The sequence below is a fragment of the Lentzea sp. NPDC051213 genome (genome assembly GCF_044455585.1).
In the GTDB taxonomy this organism is placed as follows: domain Bacteria; phylum Actinomycetota; class Actinomycetes; order Mycobacteriales; family Pseudonocardiaceae; genus Lentzea.
The window spans coordinates 100,475-116,119 of record NZ_JBITEX010000009.1; the positions used below are offsets into that span (position 1 = coordinate 100,475).

Genomic DNA, 15,645 nt, shown 5'->3' on the forward strand with positions numbered 1-15,645 from the left:
GCTACTGACCAGCACCCGTCGAAGAGAACGAGAGAAGCATGTCCCTGAACGACCGTCTTCGTGGTGTCTTCGTGGACGCCCTCCAGCTCGACGACTCCGTTGACGTCGAGAATCTGAAGTACCGCGACATCGAGGAGTGGGACTCGGTCGGCCACATGGCGCTCGTCGCCGCCATCGAGGACGAGTTCGACGTTCAGTTCGAGACCGAGCAGGTCATCGACATGAGCAGCTTCAAGGTCGCCGTCGACATGCTCAAGGGCTTCGGCGTTGGTGAGTGACTTCGCCGGCAAGGTAGCGGTCGTCACCGGCGGCACCCGCGGCATCGGCTTCGCCACCGCCGCGGCGCTGGCCGAGGCCGGTGCGACGGTCGTCATCACCGGCCGCGACCGCGAGACGACCGAGAAGCGTGCCGCCGAGCTGGGCGAACGCGTCCACGGCGTGGCGCTCGACGTCGCCGACTCCGCCGCGATCAAGGACGTCTTCAAGGCGATCGCGAAGGAGCACGGGCGCATCGACGTGCTCGTGGCCAGCGCGGGCGTGCTGGAGGGCGGCCTCATCGGCATGCTCACCGACGAGCACGTGAACAGGACGCTGACCACGAACGTCGCGGGCACGATCAACTCCGTGCAGGCGGCGGCGCGGGCCATGATGCGCAAGCGCACCGGCTCGATCGTGCTGATCGGCTCGATCGTCGGCGAGCGCGGCAACGCCGGTCAGATGGTCTACGCGGCGTCCAAGGCGGCGCTGGTCGCGGCCGCGAAGTCCGCGGCGAAGGAACTCGGCAGGCACGGGATCAGGGTCAACGCGGTCGCGCCCGGCGTGATCCAGACCGACCTGATCTCGGAGCAGTCCGACGAGGTGCTGGAGCGGGTGAAGGGCGACACCGCCCTCGGCCGGCTCGGAACGCCCGAAGAAGTGGCCAAGGTGATCCGATTCCTGAGCAGTGACGACGCCTCGTTCGTCACCGGCCAGGTGCTCGGTATCGACGGAGGTTTGGTGCTGTGACGCTGTTGCACGCTCAGGCTCGCCTGCGTGACGCCGCGACCGGTGAGCTGCTCGGCGGTGCCGAGCTCGCCGGTCGCGTGTCCGAGGTGGCCAAGGAACTCGCCGATCTGCCGTCCGGAGTGCTGTTCCTCCGGGTCGGCCTGGACCTGACGAGCGTGCTGCGGTACCTGGGTGCGTTCGAGGCGGGTCGCGCGGTCGCGCTGCTCGACCCTGCGCAGGACCGCGAGGTGCTGGACGGGCTCGTCGCCCGGTTCCGCCCCGCCGCCGTCCTGGGCATCGACGACGAACCCGCGCCCGGTTACTCGCAGGACTGGGTGCGTGAGGACGCGGACGGCGTCGCCCCGCACTCCGACCTGGCCGTGATGCTGCCCACCAGCGGCTCCACCGGTAACCCGAAGTTCGTGCGGCTGTCCCGCTCGGCGATCCTCGCGAACGCCGACGCGATCGCCGAGGTGCTCGGCATCGACTCCGACGAGATCGCGCCGACCACGCTGCCGCTGCACTACAGCTACGGCATGTCCGTGCTGAACAGCCACCTGCGCCAGGGCGCGACCGTGCTGCTCGAAGGCTCCGGCGTGGTCGCCCGCCCGTTCTGGGACGCGGTCACGCAGTACGGCGTGACCTCGCTCGCGGGTGTTCCGTACCACTACGAGATGCTGCGCAGGCTGCGGTTCGACCCGGCCAAGTACCCGTCGCTGCGCACGCTGACCCAGGCCGGCGGCAAGCTCCGCACCGAGCTGATCAGCGAGTTCAACGACAAGATGCGCGCCGTCGGCGGGCAGATGTTCGTGATGTACGGCCAGACCGAGGCCGCGCCGCGGATGGCGACCGTGCCGTCCGACCGGCTCACCGAGAAGCTCGGCTCCGCAGGCCCCGCTCTCCCCGGCGGCACCTTCGCGGTCCGCGACGAGGACGGGAACGAAATCGCCGAGCCGGGTGTTGCCGGTGAGGTGGTGTACCGCGGTCCGAACGTGATGATGGGCTACGCCGAGTCCGAAGCCGAGCTCGCGCTCGGTGACGAGACCGGCGGCGTGCTCGTCACCGGCGACCTCGGATACCTCGACGAGGACGGGTTCCTCTACATCACCGGCCGGTTGAAGCGGATCGGCAAGGTGTTCGGCAACCGGGTCAACCTGGACGACCTGGAGCAGATCGTGAAGGGCTTCGGCGCGGCCGCCGCCGTGCCCGCGGGCGACAAGGTCGTCGTCTTCCTCGACAGGGCCGAGAAGGACACCTGCAAGCAGGCCGCGAAGTTGTTGTCCGAGACGCTGCACCTGCACGTCACGGGCTTCGACGTGCGGCCGGCGGAGGGTTTCCCGCAGCTGCCCAGCGGCAAGATCGACTACCGGTCACTGGAGGCACAGGTATGAGCGTCTTCGGACGCAGTCAGGCCGAGCGCGAGGTCGCGCTCCTGGCTGAACTGACCGAGCTGACCGAGCACCACCGCGCGAACTCCGAGCAGTACGACCGAATCCTGTCGTCGCTCGGCCACAAGTCCGGTGAGCCGTTCGCGTCGTTGAACGACCTGCCGTGGCTGCCCGTGCGCATGTTCAAGACGCACGAGCTGAAGTCCATTCCGGACTCCGAGGTCTTCAAGGTCCTCACGTCGTCCGGCACGACCGGTGGCGGCGCGTCGCGGATCTACCTCGACAAGGAAGCCGCCGGGGTGCAGACCCGCCAGCTCGGCGCGACGCTGCAGGAAGTGCTCGGCGGCAAGCGACTGCCGATGCTGATGGTCGACACGATCAGCATCATCAAGAACCGCCGGTCGTTCTCCGCGCGCGGTGCGGGCGTGCTGGGCATGGCGACCTTCGGCCGCGGTCACGTCTACGCGCTGGACGAGAACGACCAGCCGGACGTCGAGGCGGTCAAGGAGTTCCTCGCGAAGCACGGCTCCGAGCCGTTCCTGATCTTCGGCTTCACGTTCATGGTGTGGCAGTACCTCTACGAGGTCGCGCGTGAGCACAAGCTCGACCTGTCGAACGGCATCCTGATCCACTCCGGTGGCTGGAAAAAGCTGATCGACATCGCGGTCGACAACGCCGAGTTCCGCAAGCGCTTCGCCGAGGACACCGGCCTGACCCAGATCTACAACTACTACGGGATGATCGAGCAGATCGGCACGGTCTTCCTCGAGGGTCGGTCCGGGAACTCGTTGTACTGCCCGGACTTCGCGGACGTGATCATCCGCAACCCGGACACCTGGGAGGAGCAGCCGGTCGGCGTGCCCGGTGTCATCGAGGTCGTCTCGACGCTGCCGCGCAGCTACCCCGGTCACGTGCTGCTGACCGAGGACCTCGGCGTGGTGCACGGCATCGACGACGGCGACTGGCCGGGCAAGCGGTTCTCCGTGCTCGGCAGGCTCCCGCGCGCCGAGGCCCGCGGCTGTTCGGACACCTTCTCTGGAGCTGTTGCCTCATGAAGCGCCGTTTCCCCGCCGGATCGGACGTCTCCTCCGTCGACGAGCTGCTCGCCAGCATCTCCGGTGAGCCCACCGGTGGCCGGCTGAAGGTCGGCGACGAGCGGATCGTCGACTTCCTGGTGAAGTTCGCGCGCAAGCTGCTCGCCCCGGCGACCGCCCGCCGCTACCCGGAGCTCGCGTCGCTCGGCTTCTTCCTGCGCCGCGGCGAGATCAACAAGGTGCTGCGCCAGCTGGAGACCCCGGCGGGCGTGCTGCGTTTCGGCCGCGGGCTCGTCTTCCACATCCCGCCCGCCAACGTCGACACGATCTTCGTGTACTCGTGGGCGCTGTCGGCGCTCGCCGGCAACAGCAACGTGGTGCGCATTTCGCCGCGTTCAGCCGGTGCGGCGGAGGCCGTCGTCGAGGCGCTGAACGAGGCGCTGAAGGACGCGCACCCGGCAGTGGCCGAGACCCAGGTCATGGTCACCTACGACCGCGACGACAAGGTGACCGCCGCCCTGTCCGCGGCGTGCGACCTGCGCGTCATCTGGGGCGGTGACCGCGCCGTCAACGAGGTGCGCAAGCTGCCGCTGGCGCCGCACGCGCGCGACGTGACGTTCCCCGACCGCGCCTCGTTCGCCCTGATCTCCGTCGACGGCTGGGCTTCCGCGACGCCGGAGCAGAAGCGCGACGTGGCCCTCGGTTTCTACAACGACTCCTACTGGTTCGACCAGGCCGCCTGCTCCTCGCCGCGCGCACTGTTCTGGGTGGGCGACGAAGCCGCGGCCCAGCAGGCGCGGGCCGAGTTCCGGGTCGAGCTGAGCGCGGTGCTGGAAGCCAAGCACCACGTCGTCGAGCCCGCGATGGCAGTGCAGAAGCGGGTGTCCGCCTACGGTGTCGCGGCGGACGGCCACGCGACGTCCATCTCGTTCGACGGCAACGCGGTGGCCACGCTGGAGCTCACGGCCGCGGCGGACGTGCCGCGCGAGTGGCTCGGCGCGGGCACCTTCCCGTTCGCCACCCTGCCGACGCTGTCCGCGCTGGTGCCGATGGTGCAGCGCAAGGACCAGACGCTGTCGGTCTTCGGCTTCTCCCAGGAGGAGCTGGAGACGCTGGCGCACGAGCTGGCCGGCCGCGGCGTCGACCGCATCGTGCCGTTCGGCAACGCGCTGACGTTCTCCGACCACTGGGACGGCTACGACCTGCCCGCGGAGTTCACCCGCCTGGTGACTGTCCAAAGCTGACAGTCCACACACGACGAAAGCCGCACCGGAGCCCGGTGCGGCTTTCGTCATTTCGCGACACTAGTTGTGGCAGTCCTGGTCGTGGAGCGAGAGGATCGCCGCGACGACCTTCTTGGTTTCCTTGTTCACCCCGAAGATGAACTTGGCGGACGGGTTGTCGTCGGCCTCGGCGACCCAGCTGTAGTTCGGGCCGGTCGGCTTGAGATTGGTGTACTCGGCCTTGAGCGTTGCCTCGGTCGCGCCGATGCCGGCGCCGTCGGCCGTCATGTCCGCGGTGAAACTGATGCTCGCGACGCCGAGCTTCGAGGACACCCAGACGTACTGGTCGGTGCCGATGATCTGGTGGGAAGAGCAAGACCCGCCAGGCCCGCTGACAGGACCGATCAACTTGGCGTCGATCGCCTGCTGCCCCGTCATGCCGAGTTTGAGGTTGCCGTAGCCGAACGAGCCGATCACCGGCTTGGTCGGTGGCGCGGGCGGGTTGGTCACGGTCTGGGTCACGACCTCGGTGACCACCTGTGCGGGTGGCGTCGTCGTGCTGGACGGTGTGGACGTGTTGGTGTCCGGTGTGGACGTGCACGCGGCCAGGCCGAGAGCGGCGGCGATGGTGACGAGGACGAGCGAGCGGTTCACTTTCTTTCCCCCCAGGGATGTTGCTGCGTAAGAGTGTTGCGTGAAACCTCAGAGGAGGTACATCGCGCAGTCGGCCCCGAACGAGTGCATGGTGATGTGCGTGACCTTGTCGGTGTCGGTGAACCGGTCGGTCTTGGAGCTACCGATGAAGGCGTAGCCCCGCGTTGTCGGCGATGCTCGCCGACCAGCCCGCGCGGTACTCGGAAGCGTTCGGGTAGGCCCTCTTCACCTCGGCGTAGGTAGAGCCGACGCCGATCCCCTTGGAAGTCCTGGCATCCGCGGGAAGCGAGATCCGGACGACGCCGTACTTCTTGGAGATCGCGACCTTGTCGTCGCCCACGCAGGTGCCGTCACCGGGGCTGTCCCAGGTCAGGGTGGTCAGGCCGGCGGACCTCGCCTCGTCCAGCGTCATGCCCAGCTTGAGGGCGCCGTAGCCGAGGCGGCTGTCGGTCTTCGCCACGTTCTGGGCCTGGGGCTGGTCGGAGACCGTGGCGGTGACCTCCGAGGTCGTGGGCGCCGTGCCCGCCGGCTGCTCGGCGGCGGGAGCGGCGTTCTGCTCCTGAGCGGGCGTGGACGTGCAGGCGGCCAGGCCGAGAGCGGCGGCGATCGTGACGAGGACGAGCGAGCGGTTCACTTTCTTCCCCCCAAGGAGTTGGTGTGCGAAACCACCGGGCCCGCCCCACCCCCAGCGGGGCGGGCTCGGTTGACAACACCAACTCTGAGGGGAGGGTCTGCAAATCTTCTGCAAGTTCGCTGCTAAGAACCTGAAGGACCTGTAAAGGCCCTGTGAACTGCCTAAACGAGCGAGGCGACGGTCTCGTCGGCGATGTGCCTGCCGATTTCCAGCGCGCCGGTCGCCGCGGGAGAGGGCGCGTTCAGCACGTGCACCTGGCGCGGTGCGGACTCGATGAGGAAGTCGTCGACGAGCGAGCCGTCCGGCAGCATCGCCTGGGCGCGCACACCCGCCTCGGCGCGCACGATGTCGTGCTCTCCGACGGCCGGGACCAGGCGGGCCAGGCTCGCCGCGAAACGCTTGCGGGAGAACGACCTCAGCACCTCGTCCAGGCCGGTCCTGCCGAACCGGCGGGCCAGCTTCCAGGTGCCGGGGAAGCGCAGCACGTCCCACACGTCGCGCGGGCTGATGTCGGCCCAGCGGTAGCCTTCGCGGCGCAGCGCCAGCACCGCGTTCGGGCCGGCGTGCACGGAGCCGTCGAGCATGCGGGTCAGGTGCACGCCGAGGAACGGCAGCGCCGGGTCCGGCACCGGGTAGATCAGGCCGCGCACCAGCTCACGCCGTTCGGGACGCAGCTCGTAGTACTCGCCGCGGAACGGGACGATGGTGGCTTTGGGGCTCAGGCCGGCGAGCCGGGCGACGCGGTCGCTCTGCAGGCCCGCGCAGTTCACCAGCGCGTCCGCGCGGACGATGCCCTGCGGCGTGGCCACCTCGACGCCCGCTGCCGTGGAGCGGATGGCCAGCACCGGGGACTGGAGGCGGAGGTCGGCGCCGGACAGCAGGCCGACGAGAACCCGGCACACGGCCGGGAAGTCGATGATCGCCGTGGACTCGACGCGCAGGGCGGAGACGGCGGACACCTCTGGCTCGTACTCGCGAGCCTCGGCGGGGGAGATCAGCCTGGCGGGAACGCCGTTCGCCGCGGCGCGTTCGGCCAGTGCGTTGAGACGGGGGAGCTCGTCGGCCGAGGTGGCCACGACCAGCTTGCCGCAGACGTCGACGGGAACGCCGTGCTCCTTGGCGAAGGCCACCATGGAAGCGTTGCCCGCCACGGACATCCGGGCCTTGAGCGAACCGGGCCTGTAGTACAGACCGGCGTGCACGACGTTGCTGTTGTGCCCGGTCTGATGGGCGGCCCAGCGAGCCTCCTTCTCCAGCACCGTCACGTCGTGACCGCGCCGGAGAAGTTCGTGAGCGGCGGAGAGACCGAGGATCCCTCCGCCGATCACGACGACGTGACTCAACGTCAGGCCTTACCCGAGATCTTCTTCAGGATGTCGAGGTTGGCTTCGCAGATCTTCGGCATGTCGAAGTTGTCGAAGACCCACTGACGACCGGCCTCGCCGATCTTCTTGGCGACGCCCTCGTCCTCGATGAGGCGGTTGATCGACTCGGCCAGCGCGTGGTGGTCGCCCGGCTTGGTGAGCAGCGACTCCGTGCCGTTGGTGATCACGGCGTTCGGGAAGTAGTCGGCCCGCTCGGCCATGACCGTCGGGACGCCCGCCGCCATCGCCTCCAGCGAGGCGATGCCGATGCCGAAGCCCTGCAGGTCGTGGACCTCCATGTCGGAGCCCGCGAGGATGCCGGGGATCTCCGCCTTCGGCAGCGTGCCGGTGCAGATCAGCGCGTCCTCGACGCCCAGCTGCTTCGCCAGGTCGAGGAACGTCGAGTTGTACAGGCCGCCGATGACGATGACCTTGGTGTCCGGGTGCTTCTTGAGCACCTCGGGCAGCGCCTTGACCAGGTTGATGCGGTCGCGGACCGGGATCACGTGGCCGAGCGACGCGATGACCGGGCCGTCACCGATGTCGAACCGCTCGCGCAGCTTCGCGCGCTCGGCGACCGGGTCGAGGTCGTGGAAGCGGTCGAGCTCGACGCCGACGGCCAGCTTCTCGATGCGCTCGTCCGGCGTCTTGTAGCGCTTCTTGATGTACTCGTAGAAGATCGTGTCGATCGCGATCAGCTTCGTCGGCTTGTTGTACGACGTGATCGGCTTGACGACGAACGCGTCGAGCATCCGGAAGACCGCGTGGATCGGCTTCATCGGGCTCTGCAGGCGGGTGTGCAGCGTCAGCACCGACGGCACCTTCCGCTTGCGCGCCCACAGGCCGCTCTGCCAGGTCAGGTCGAAGAACTGGCCGTGCTGGTGGACGACGTCCGGCTTGAAGCCGTCCAGCAGCTTGAAGACCTTCTTGCGGTTGCCCCACTTCAACGCGAACGTGATGTCGAAGTTGAAGGAGATGCGGGTCTCCGGCAGCGTCCACGACGGCAGACGCACGATCTTGATGCCGTCGCGCTCCTCCACCGGCAGCGCACCGCCGTACGCGGCGGTGATGACCAGGACCTCGTGGCCCTGTGCCGCGTAGTACCGCGCCAGCGTGTCCGACACGTAGGCGCTGCCGCCCATCCGCGGCGGGAAGAAGTTGTTGATGATCGCGATGCGCATCGCGGGTCAGGCCTTCCCGTTGGTGGCCGACAGGGTCGCCTCGTGCACGACCTTGTGCGCCGGGAGGATCGCGTTCCGCTCCGCGGCCACCTCGTCCGAACCGGCACCCAGTTCGAGCAGGTTCAGGAAGTGGTTCAGCTGTGCGGCCAGCGGCTCGGCGCTCTGCAGGATCGTCGGCAGCTCGATGACGGTCTGCGACTGGTAGCCGACGCCGTCCGCCGCCGGCGAGTCCGCGACGTGCTTGTAGATCGTGATGTCGCGGCGCAGCAGGTCGATCTCGATCAGCCGGTCGATCTCCAGCACCGAGATCTGCCGCACCTTGCGCTGGCTGATCCGCGACGCGGAGATCGTGGCGAGCGCACCGCTGTCGAACGACATGGTCGCGTCCGCGGAGTCCTCGGCGCGGTTGTCCTTCGACTGCTCGTGGAAGAAGCCGAACGAGCCCTTCACGGCCGCCGGGGCGGTGCCGACGAAGCGGATCGCCAGGTCGACGTCGTGGATCAGCAGGTCGCCCGCGACACCGGTCTTGATGCGCGGCACGAACGGCGAGTGCCGCATCGCGTTGATCTGCACGACCTCGCCGACGAACTGCTTCGCGGTGAGGATCGCCGGGTTGAAGCGCTCGAGGAAGCCGCAGACCAGCGGCAGACCGCGCTTCTCCGACTCGGCGACGAGCTCCTCGGACTGCGCGTACGTCGCGGCCAGCGGCTTCTCGATGAGCAGCGGCTTGCCGAGCTCCAGCGCCTGCTTCGCGATGGCGTAGTGCGCCTCGGTGGCGGCCGCGATGACGACGGCGTCGACGTCCTTCAGCCCGTCCAGCGAGCTGGTGTGCTCGATGCCGAAGCGGTCGGCGATGGCCTGACCGGTCTCGGCGTTCTGCTCCACGACGAACTTGAAGTCGACGCGGTCGGACTGCGACAGCACGCGGGCGTGCAGCGAGCCCATCGTGCCCGCGCCGACGAGAGCGATCTTGGGACGTGCGGTCATGCGCCGAACACCTCCCGGACGGAAGAGACGATGGTGTCGAGCTCGCCGTCGGTCAGCTTCGGGTGCACCGGCAGCGAGAGCGCCTGCTCGGCGACCTTCTGGGCGACCGGCACGTCGGAGGCGATGACCTGCGGGTTGTCCCGGTAGCAGTCGTAGTCGAAGACCAGCTTCGGGTAGTAGATCCCGTTGCCGATGCCCTTCTCGGTGAGCTTCGCCGCGAGCTCGTCGCGGGTCACCGGGGCGTCGTCGCCGACCAGGATCGTGTACTGGTGCCACACGTGCTCACGGCCGGGCAGCACAGCGGGGACGGTGAGACCCGTCACGCCGTCGAGGCCCTTCGAGAGCGCCTCGGCGTTGCGCCGGCGCGCGTCGGTGAGCTGCTGCAGCTTCTCCAGCTGCGGGATGCCGAGCGCCGCGTGCAGGTCCGTGAGGCGGTAGTTGTGGCCCGCCATCTCGTACTGGTAGCGGGCGCGCATGCCCTGGTTGCGCATCACGCGCAGCTTGTCCGCCAGCGCGTCGTCCGACGTCGTGATGACGCCGCCCTCGGCGGTGGTGATGTTCTTGGTCGCGTAGAGCGAGAAGCAGCCGATGCCGAACGAGCCGGCCGGCTTGCCCTCGAACGTCGCGCCCACGGCCTGCGCGGAGTCCTCGACGATCGTCAGACCGTGCTGCTGCGCCAGCGGAACGAGCCTGCCCATGTCGGCCATCTGGCCGTACAGGTGCACCGGCATGAGGACCTTGGTGCGCTCGGTGACCGCGGCGCTGACCTTCTCCGGGTCGATGTTGAAGTCCACCGCGCTGATGTCGGCGAACCGCGCGGTGGCGCCCGCCTCCAAAATCGCGTTCAGCGTGGCCACGAAGGTGAACGGGGTCGTGATGACCTCGTCACCGGGCTTGAGGTCGAGCGCCTGGATGGACGCGACCAGCGCGGTCGTGCCGTTGTTGACGGCGACCGCGTGCGGCACTCCCGCAACGGAGGCGAAAGCGTCCTCGAACCGCTTGACCATCGGGCCCTGTGCGATGACACCGGAGCGGAGCACTTCCAGCACGAGCGGCTCGGCGTCCTGGACGTCGACGACGGTAATCGGAATCATGCAGCAGACTTTCCACTTCCGGAGACGGTTGGATGCGTCCGGTACAGTTGCCCCGCGGTGTTACTGCCAGGTGCAGACCAGGCGCGGACCACAGGCTACCTGCCTGATGGAGTGATCTTTTTCAGGGTCCGTTGTGGATCCGCAGCGCAGGAGAACGACTTTCGTGGACTCCCAGCCCGCCGTGCCCGGCCCGTTGCTGGGAAACGATGCAGGAACCGGAGAGAACATGACCGTGAAGCCCGACGTCGCCGCTGCCCAAGAGGAGCAGGTGACGCCTCCGGCTCCGGGGAAGACGCGCAAGGCCGTGATGATCGCGTGGGCCAAGCGAATCCTGATCGTCGCCGTGCTGGCCGCTGCCGCGTGGTCGCTCTACTCCCAGTGGGACGAGGTCTACCCCACACTGCTCGCGCTGCCGTGGCAGTCCGTCGTGCTGTCGCTGATCGCGGTGTTCGTCGGTATCTTCCTCGGCCCGCTGGTCTGGAAGATCGTGCTGTCCGACCTGGGCGCTCCCGTCCGGTTCGTCGACGCGTCGAAGTTCTACCTGGTCGGCCAGCTGGGCAAGTACGTCCCCGGCGCCGTCTGGGCCGTCCTGCTCTCGATGGAGCTGGCCCGTGAGGCGGGCGTCAACCGCGCGCGCAGCTTCACCGCCGGCCTGGTCGCGACGGGCATGGGTGTCCTCGCGTCGCTGATCGCCGGTCTCGCCGCGCTGCCCGTGATGCTGTCCGGCCGCCCCGAGTCGAACCAGCTGCTGTGGCTGTTCCTGCTGCTGCTCGCCGGTCTGCCGTTCCTGCACCCGCGCCTGCTGACCTGGTCGGTCAACCTGGTGCTGAGGGTCCTGCGCAAGGCGCCGATCGTGCGCCGCTTCACCGGCATCGAGATCCTCAAGGCGCTGGGCACGGCTGTCGCGATCTACCTCTGCTACGGCGTGCACCTCTGGCTGCTGGTCAACTCGCTCGGCTCGCCGCGCTGGGACACGCTGATCCTGTCGACCGGTGCGATGGCGCTGTCGATGACCGCGGGCCTGCTGGCGTTCTTCCTGCCGTCCGGCCTCGGTGCCCGCGAGCTGGTCATCACGGCCACTATCGCCACCGTGCTGCCGTCCGGCCAGGCCATCGCGCTGGCCCTGGTCTCGCGCCTGATGTTCACCGTCGCCGACCTGGCCGCCGCCGGTTCCGCGGCACTCCTGGCGTACGTGCAGAAGCGCCGCGGCGTCCCGGTTCCGGTCCCTGCTGAGGACTAGAACCAGCGCTCCAGCACCTGGGCCACGCCGTTCTCGTCGTTGGTCCCCGTGACCTCATCGGCCACCTCGAGCAGTTCGGGGTGGCCGTTGGCCATCGCGACGCCGTGACCGACCCACTGCAGCATCGGGATGTCGTTCGGCATGTCCCCGAACGCGATCACGTCCGCCGCCGCCACCCCGAGCCGTTCGGCCACATCGGCCAGCCCAGTGGCTTTGGTCACGCCCCGCTCCGACACCTCGATCAACCCCGCGTTGGTCGAGTAGGTGATGGCGAACTCGTCGCCCAGCACGGCCGTCGCCGCGGCCGCCATCTCGCCGCTGGTCATGCCCTGGTGTCTGACCAGCAGTTTCACCGCCGGGTACCCGAGCACCTCGGCCCGCGAAGCGACGTCGTGCCCGTCCGGCCAGGCGTGCCGGTACTCCTCCTCGGCGATGAACGACTCGATGTCGGACGCCCGCGCGCCGACTCGTTCCGCGGCCACCGCAGACCCCGGAATCGCTGTGGCCAGCGCTGAACCCAGGTCACCCAGCCGCACCGGGCTGAGCCCGCGCTGCCAGATCACGCGGTCCTCCGCCACGTCGTAGAGCACGGCACCGTTCGCGCAGACCGCATAGCCGGTGGCGCCCACCGCGTTGGCGATGCGCGGCATCCACCGCGGCGGACGGCCGCTGACCAGCACGAACGGGATGCCGTTCGCGAGAACCCTGCCCACGACGTCTGCCGTGTGGCTGCTCACCTGTTCGTTCGTACCGAGAATCGTGCCGTCGATGTCCGATGCCACCAGTGCCGGTTTCTCCACGAGACCATCCTCGCTGATGGTCGGCGGGGGATTCGTCGTTCGACGGATCACATCGGTAATGTCGGGTGGTGCGAGTTGGTGTGGTGATCCTGCCCGAGTACCGCTGGTGGGTCGCGGAACCCAAGTGGAAGGCGGCCGAGGAGCTCGGCTTCTCCCACGCGTGGACCTACGACCACCTCGGCTGGCGGTCGCTCGTCGACGGACCGTGGTTCTCGGCGATTCCCACGCTCACGGCTGCCGCGATGGTCACCTCCAAGATCCGGCTCGGCACGCTCGTCGCGTCACCGGTCTTCCGGCACCCCGTGCCCTTCGCGCGCGAGGTCCTCACGCTCGACGACCTGTCCGACGGCAGGCTCAACCTCGGCATCGGCTCCGGTGGCACGGGTTCGTACGACTCCGACGCCATCGCTGGGCCCGAGCTCAGGGCCGGCCAGCGGACGCAGCGGTTCGGAGAGTTCGTCGAACTGTTAGACCTGCTCCTGACCAGGGACAAGACGACATGGAAGGGCGAGTTCTTCGCCGCGGAGGAGGCCCGCGGGCACCCCGGCTGCGTGCAGCGGCCGCGGGTTCCGTTCGTGGTCGCCGCGGACGGGCCCAAGGCGATGAACATCGCCGCCCGCTACGGCACCGGCTGGATCACCACCGGGTCGCGGCAGGTCGAGAACCCCGACTACGAGGCCTGGTGGCGCGGGGTCGCGAAGGTCACCCGCAGGTTCAACGAGGAGCTGGCCTCGATCAACCGGGCCAGCGGCACCATCGACCGCTACCTCAACCTCGACTCGGCGCCGGTGTACTCGCTGTCGAGCGTCGGGGCGTTCCAGGACGCTGCCGGTCGTGCCCGTGCGCTCGGGTTCACCGACCTGATCGTGCACTGGCCGCGCAGCGAGGGCGTGTACTTCGGCCACGAGACGGTGCTGGAGAAGGTGGCCGGGGACGTGTTCCCCGGCCTGACCGACTCCGAGCTCAGGGGTTGACCGGCGCGCCCGGCTCCGGGACCAGCCGGTAGATCGTCGAGTCCTGGTTCGCGAAGACCCGCTGCACGAACGGCTTGCCGTCGAGGTCGCGCAGGCCGGCGACGCGTTCCTTGCCGCCGTGCACGTATCCGGTGTCGACGATGATGTAGCGCACGTTCAGGTGCTTGACCGCGTCGCGCACGGCGGAGTCGGTCGTGTAGTCGTTGAACTCGGACTGCAACAGGTGCACCGAAGGCGACTCGGCCGAACCGTCGTAGTGGCCGACGACCGGCTGCACGCCCGCGAGCGCGTACATCCAGACCGTGCCGTCCCTGCGGTCGTTGAGCACCCTCTCGCCCGGCTTCACCAGCTTGGCGAGCTCCTGGAAGGCCAGCACCTCGTCCGGGCTGACCACCATGTTGTGCCGATTCGCGCCGGGCTGGTTGGCGTAGCCCTGCTCGACCTCGCTCACGTTCAGGTTGAAGTACAGGCCGCCGCTGAGCAGCGTGAACACCGCCACGACGACCGCGCCGGCGACGTACGAGCCGGGTCCGGCGGGCAGCTTCACCCGCGCCGCGCCCGCCTTGACGAGGTCGTAGACCTGCGCCAGGCCGTGACCGGCGACGACGACCAGCGGGACGCAGGCCAGCGCGATGAGCCGCCACTGGTCGTTCCACCACGGGCTGGTCACCTTCGCGACCCAGGGCTGCGAGTAGGACGCGGTGAGCACCCACACACCGCCGAAGAACAGCGCCGAGCCGAGCAGCCAGCGCATCTCGCCGAGGCGGGACGCGAAGATCAGGCCGATCCACAGCGCGAACGCGAGCCAGAACTGCGGCAGGGAGATGACGTGCTGGAACGTCAGCAGCGCGCCGATCGACTGGCTCACCGGGAACGTGGACGGCCAGTCGACGATCGCGATCTTGCCGCCGACCGCGAGCGCGCCCAGCAGGTGCGGCAGCGTCACGACGACCGCCACGACCGCGGGGATGAGCAGCTTGAGCGCGTCGCTCCAGATCAGCTTGAGGTTGCCCCACCAGCGCTGGATGAACATCGGCAGCACGAACAGGATGCCGCCGAACAGCGTGCTGGAGTGGATGGCGAGCAGACCGACCGCGACGCCGCCGAAGAACACGCCGGTGTCGAGCGCCGAGCGTTTGAGGTAGGCGTCCATCGCGATGGCCAGCACCGGCATGACCGCGATGCCGAGCGTGAACGTCAGCAACGGGCCGCGCCAGAGGTTGTCGTAGGTGGCGCTGGTGCAGGCGACGGTGGCGAGGGCGGTGAAGCCGGCGGTGACGGCGCGGCCCTTGAAGTGCCGGATCATCGCGACCAGGGTCAGCGCGAGCAGGCCGGGGAAGAGCACCGTGCTCGCGTTCAGCACGGCCGGGACGGTGGCGCCGGTGAGCTTGAACACCAGCGCGCCGACCAGGTGGTAGGCGTTCGGGTAGAAGACGCCGTCGGGGAGCTCGTACCAGTTGACCTTGCCGGTCGCGTAGAGGCTGCCCTCGCCGGTCTCGGCGATGTAGCGGATGCCGTTCGCGTGGTACGCGGCGTCCCAGTCCTGCGGGATCGAGTTGATGTCCCAGCGCATGGCCGCCATCAGCACGGCGAACCCGACGATCGCGGCGGCCAGCAGCGTGACGCCGACCGCGACGTGCGCGAGCGGAGTCCACGGCGACGGTTCGCGCTCGATCGGACCGCGCTTGCGCACCACGAACCAGCGCACGGCGCCGAACACCAGCACCACGAGGACCGTGGTGGCGAGGAACGTCCAGACGTTGAACGGGATCCCGATCTTCCACAGCCACGGACCGGCCAGGCCGGCGATCAGGTACGTGAACACGGGCGCGCTGGCGGCGAGCGCCCAGCCGCGCACGCCCGCGGCAGCCGCCGCGAGGCCGCCCGGCAGCCACAGGACGGCCAGATACGTCCCGATCGTCGCCACGGTCAGCAGAAGGCTCGCTTCGGTCGGCACAAGACCACCCAGGATTGCTCAGCAAGTGGAGGTGCGGGGCCAGCCCGCGTAACCCGGCAAGGTTATCCCGACCAGCCCAATGGCCTCGCGACGGCCTGTCGCACGCGTTTTACCTGATCAAGTGCTGTACA

The 15,645-nt window shown here is 68.7% G+C and carries 15 protein-coding genes; 7 read left to right on the forward strand and 8 right to left on the reverse strand.

Annotation, left to right across the window (positions count from 1 at the left end; genetic code table 11):
• Nucleotides 1-38 precede the first annotated feature (38 nt).
• Genes ACIA8G_RS34670 through ACIA8G_RS34690 form a run of 5 tightly spaced genes read left to right on the forward strand, consistent with a single transcriptional unit; the run spans nt 39 to nt 4,650 of the window.
• Nucleotides 39-278, forward strand: a complete 240-nt coding sequence (locus ACIA8G_RS34670; protein WP_355446320.1) for an acyl carrier protein — start codon at nt 39-41, stop codon at nt 276-278.
• Nucleotides 271-1,005 (forward strand): SDR family NAD(P)-dependent oxidoreductase, encoded by a 735-nt coding sequence (locus tag ACIA8G_RS34675; protein ID WP_396422955.1) that lies wholly within the window; start codon nt 271-273, stop codon nt 1,003-1,005. The genes ACIA8G_RS34670 and ACIA8G_RS34675 overlap by 8 nt, the downstream gene beginning before the upstream one ends.
• The gene (locus ACIA8G_RS34680) at nt 1,002-2,375 is read left to right on the forward strand and encodes an AMP-binding protein (RefSeq protein ID WP_396422956.1); all 1,374 of its coding nucleotides are present in this window, start codon (nt 1,002-1,004) and stop codon (nt 2,373-2,375) included. The genes ACIA8G_RS34675 and ACIA8G_RS34680 overlap by 4 nt, the downstream gene beginning before the upstream one ends.
• Nucleotides 2,372-3,427 carry an acyl-protein synthetase gene (locus tag ACIA8G_RS34685; protein WP_396422957.1) on the forward strand — a complete coding sequence of 352 codons (1,056 nt, stop codon included), beginning with the start codon at nt 2,372-2,374 and terminating at the stop codon, nt 3,425-3,427. The genes ACIA8G_RS34680 and ACIA8G_RS34685 overlap by 4 nt, the downstream gene beginning before the upstream one ends.
• The gene (locus ACIA8G_RS34690) at nt 3,424-4,650 is read left to right on the forward strand and encodes an acyl-CoA reductase (RefSeq protein WP_396422958.1); all 1,227 of its coding nucleotides are present in this window, start codon (nt 3,424-3,426) and stop codon (nt 4,648-4,650) included. Before ACIA8G_RS34685 ends, ACIA8G_RS34690 begins: the two co-directional genes overlap by 4 nt.
• A 60-nt stretch (nt 4,651-4,710) precedes the next feature.
• Here ACIA8G_RS34690 and ACIA8G_RS34695 read toward each other — a convergent pair whose 3' ends face one another.
• The 6 genes from ACIA8G_RS34695 to ACIA8G_RS34720 all read right to left on the reverse strand — a co-directional run bounded on the left by ACIA8G_RS34695 (nt 4,711) and on the right by ACIA8G_RS34720 (nt 10,543).
• The gene (locus tag ACIA8G_RS34695) at nt 4,711-5,283 is read right to left on the reverse strand and encodes a hypothetical protein (RefSeq protein WP_396422959.1); all 573 of its coding nucleotides are present in this window, start codon (nt 5,281-5,283) and stop codon (nt 4,711-4,713) included.
• A 139-nt stretch (nt 5,284-5,422) separates the two neighbouring features.
• Entirely contained in the window at nt 5,423-5,917 is a 495-nt protein-coding gene (locus ACIA8G_RS34700; protein ID WP_396422960.1) for a hypothetical protein, read from the reverse strand.
• Nucleotides 5,918-6,078: 161 nt separating this feature from the next.
• Nucleotides 6,079-7,260 (reverse strand): L-2-hydroxyglutarate oxidase, encoded by a 1,182-nt coding sequence (gene lhgO, locus ACIA8G_RS34705; RefSeq protein WP_396422961.1) that lies wholly within the window; start codon nt 7,258-7,260, stop codon nt 6,079-6,081.
• Between the two features lie 2 nt (nt 7,261-7,262).
• Complete coding sequence (locus ACIA8G_RS34710) at nt 7,263-8,462, reverse strand: glycosyltransferase family 4 protein (protein WP_396422962.1); 1,200 nt, start codon at nt 8,460-8,462, stop codon at nt 7,263-7,265.
• A gap of 6 nt (nt 8,463-8,468) precedes the next feature.
• The gene (locus ACIA8G_RS34715; RefSeq protein WP_396422963.1) at nt 8,469-9,449 is read right to left on the reverse strand and encodes a Gfo/Idh/MocA family protein; all 981 of its coding nucleotides are present in this window, start codon (nt 9,447-9,449) and stop codon (nt 8,469-8,471) included.
• A complete protein-coding gene (locus ACIA8G_RS34720; RefSeq protein WP_396422964.1) occupies nt 9,446-10,543 on the reverse strand; it encodes a DegT/DnrJ/EryC1/StrS family aminotransferase in 1,098 nt (365 codons plus the stop codon). The genes ACIA8G_RS34715 and ACIA8G_RS34720 overlap by 4 nt, the downstream gene beginning before the upstream one ends.
• A gap of 226 nt (nt 10,544-10,769) precedes the next feature.
• Here ACIA8G_RS34720 and ACIA8G_RS34725 point away from each other — a divergent pair, with 226 nt between their 5' ends.
• On the forward strand, nt 10,770-11,783 hold the full coding sequence (locus ACIA8G_RS34725; protein ID WP_396422966.1) for a lysylphosphatidylglycerol synthase transmembrane domain-containing protein: 1,014 nt from the start codon (nt 10,770-10,772) through the stop codon (nt 11,781-11,783).
• Here ACIA8G_RS34725 and ACIA8G_RS34730 read toward each other — a convergent pair.
• Entirely contained in the window at nt 11,780-12,583 is an 804-nt protein-coding gene (locus tag ACIA8G_RS34730) for an HAD family hydrolase (protein WP_396422967.1), read from the reverse strand. The genes ACIA8G_RS34725 and ACIA8G_RS34730 overlap by 4 nt on opposite strands.
• Before the next feature lie 68 nt (nt 12,584-12,651).
• Between ACIA8G_RS34730 and ACIA8G_RS34735 the strand changes: the two genes are divergently transcribed.
• On the forward strand, nt 12,652-13,557 hold the full coding sequence (locus ACIA8G_RS34735) for an LLM class flavin-dependent oxidoreductase (protein WP_396422968.1): 906 nt from the start codon (nt 12,652-12,654) through the stop codon (nt 13,555-13,557).
• On the opposite strand, the gene ACIA8G_RS34740 is transcribed toward ACIA8G_RS34735, so the two are convergent.
• Complete coding sequence (locus ACIA8G_RS34740; protein WP_396422969.1) at nt 13,547-15,514, reverse strand: DUF6541 family protein; 1,968 nt, start codon at nt 15,512-15,514, stop codon at nt 13,547-13,549. The genes ACIA8G_RS34735 and ACIA8G_RS34740 overlap by 11 nt on opposite strands.
• Nucleotides 15,515-15,645 lie beyond the last annotated feature (131 nt).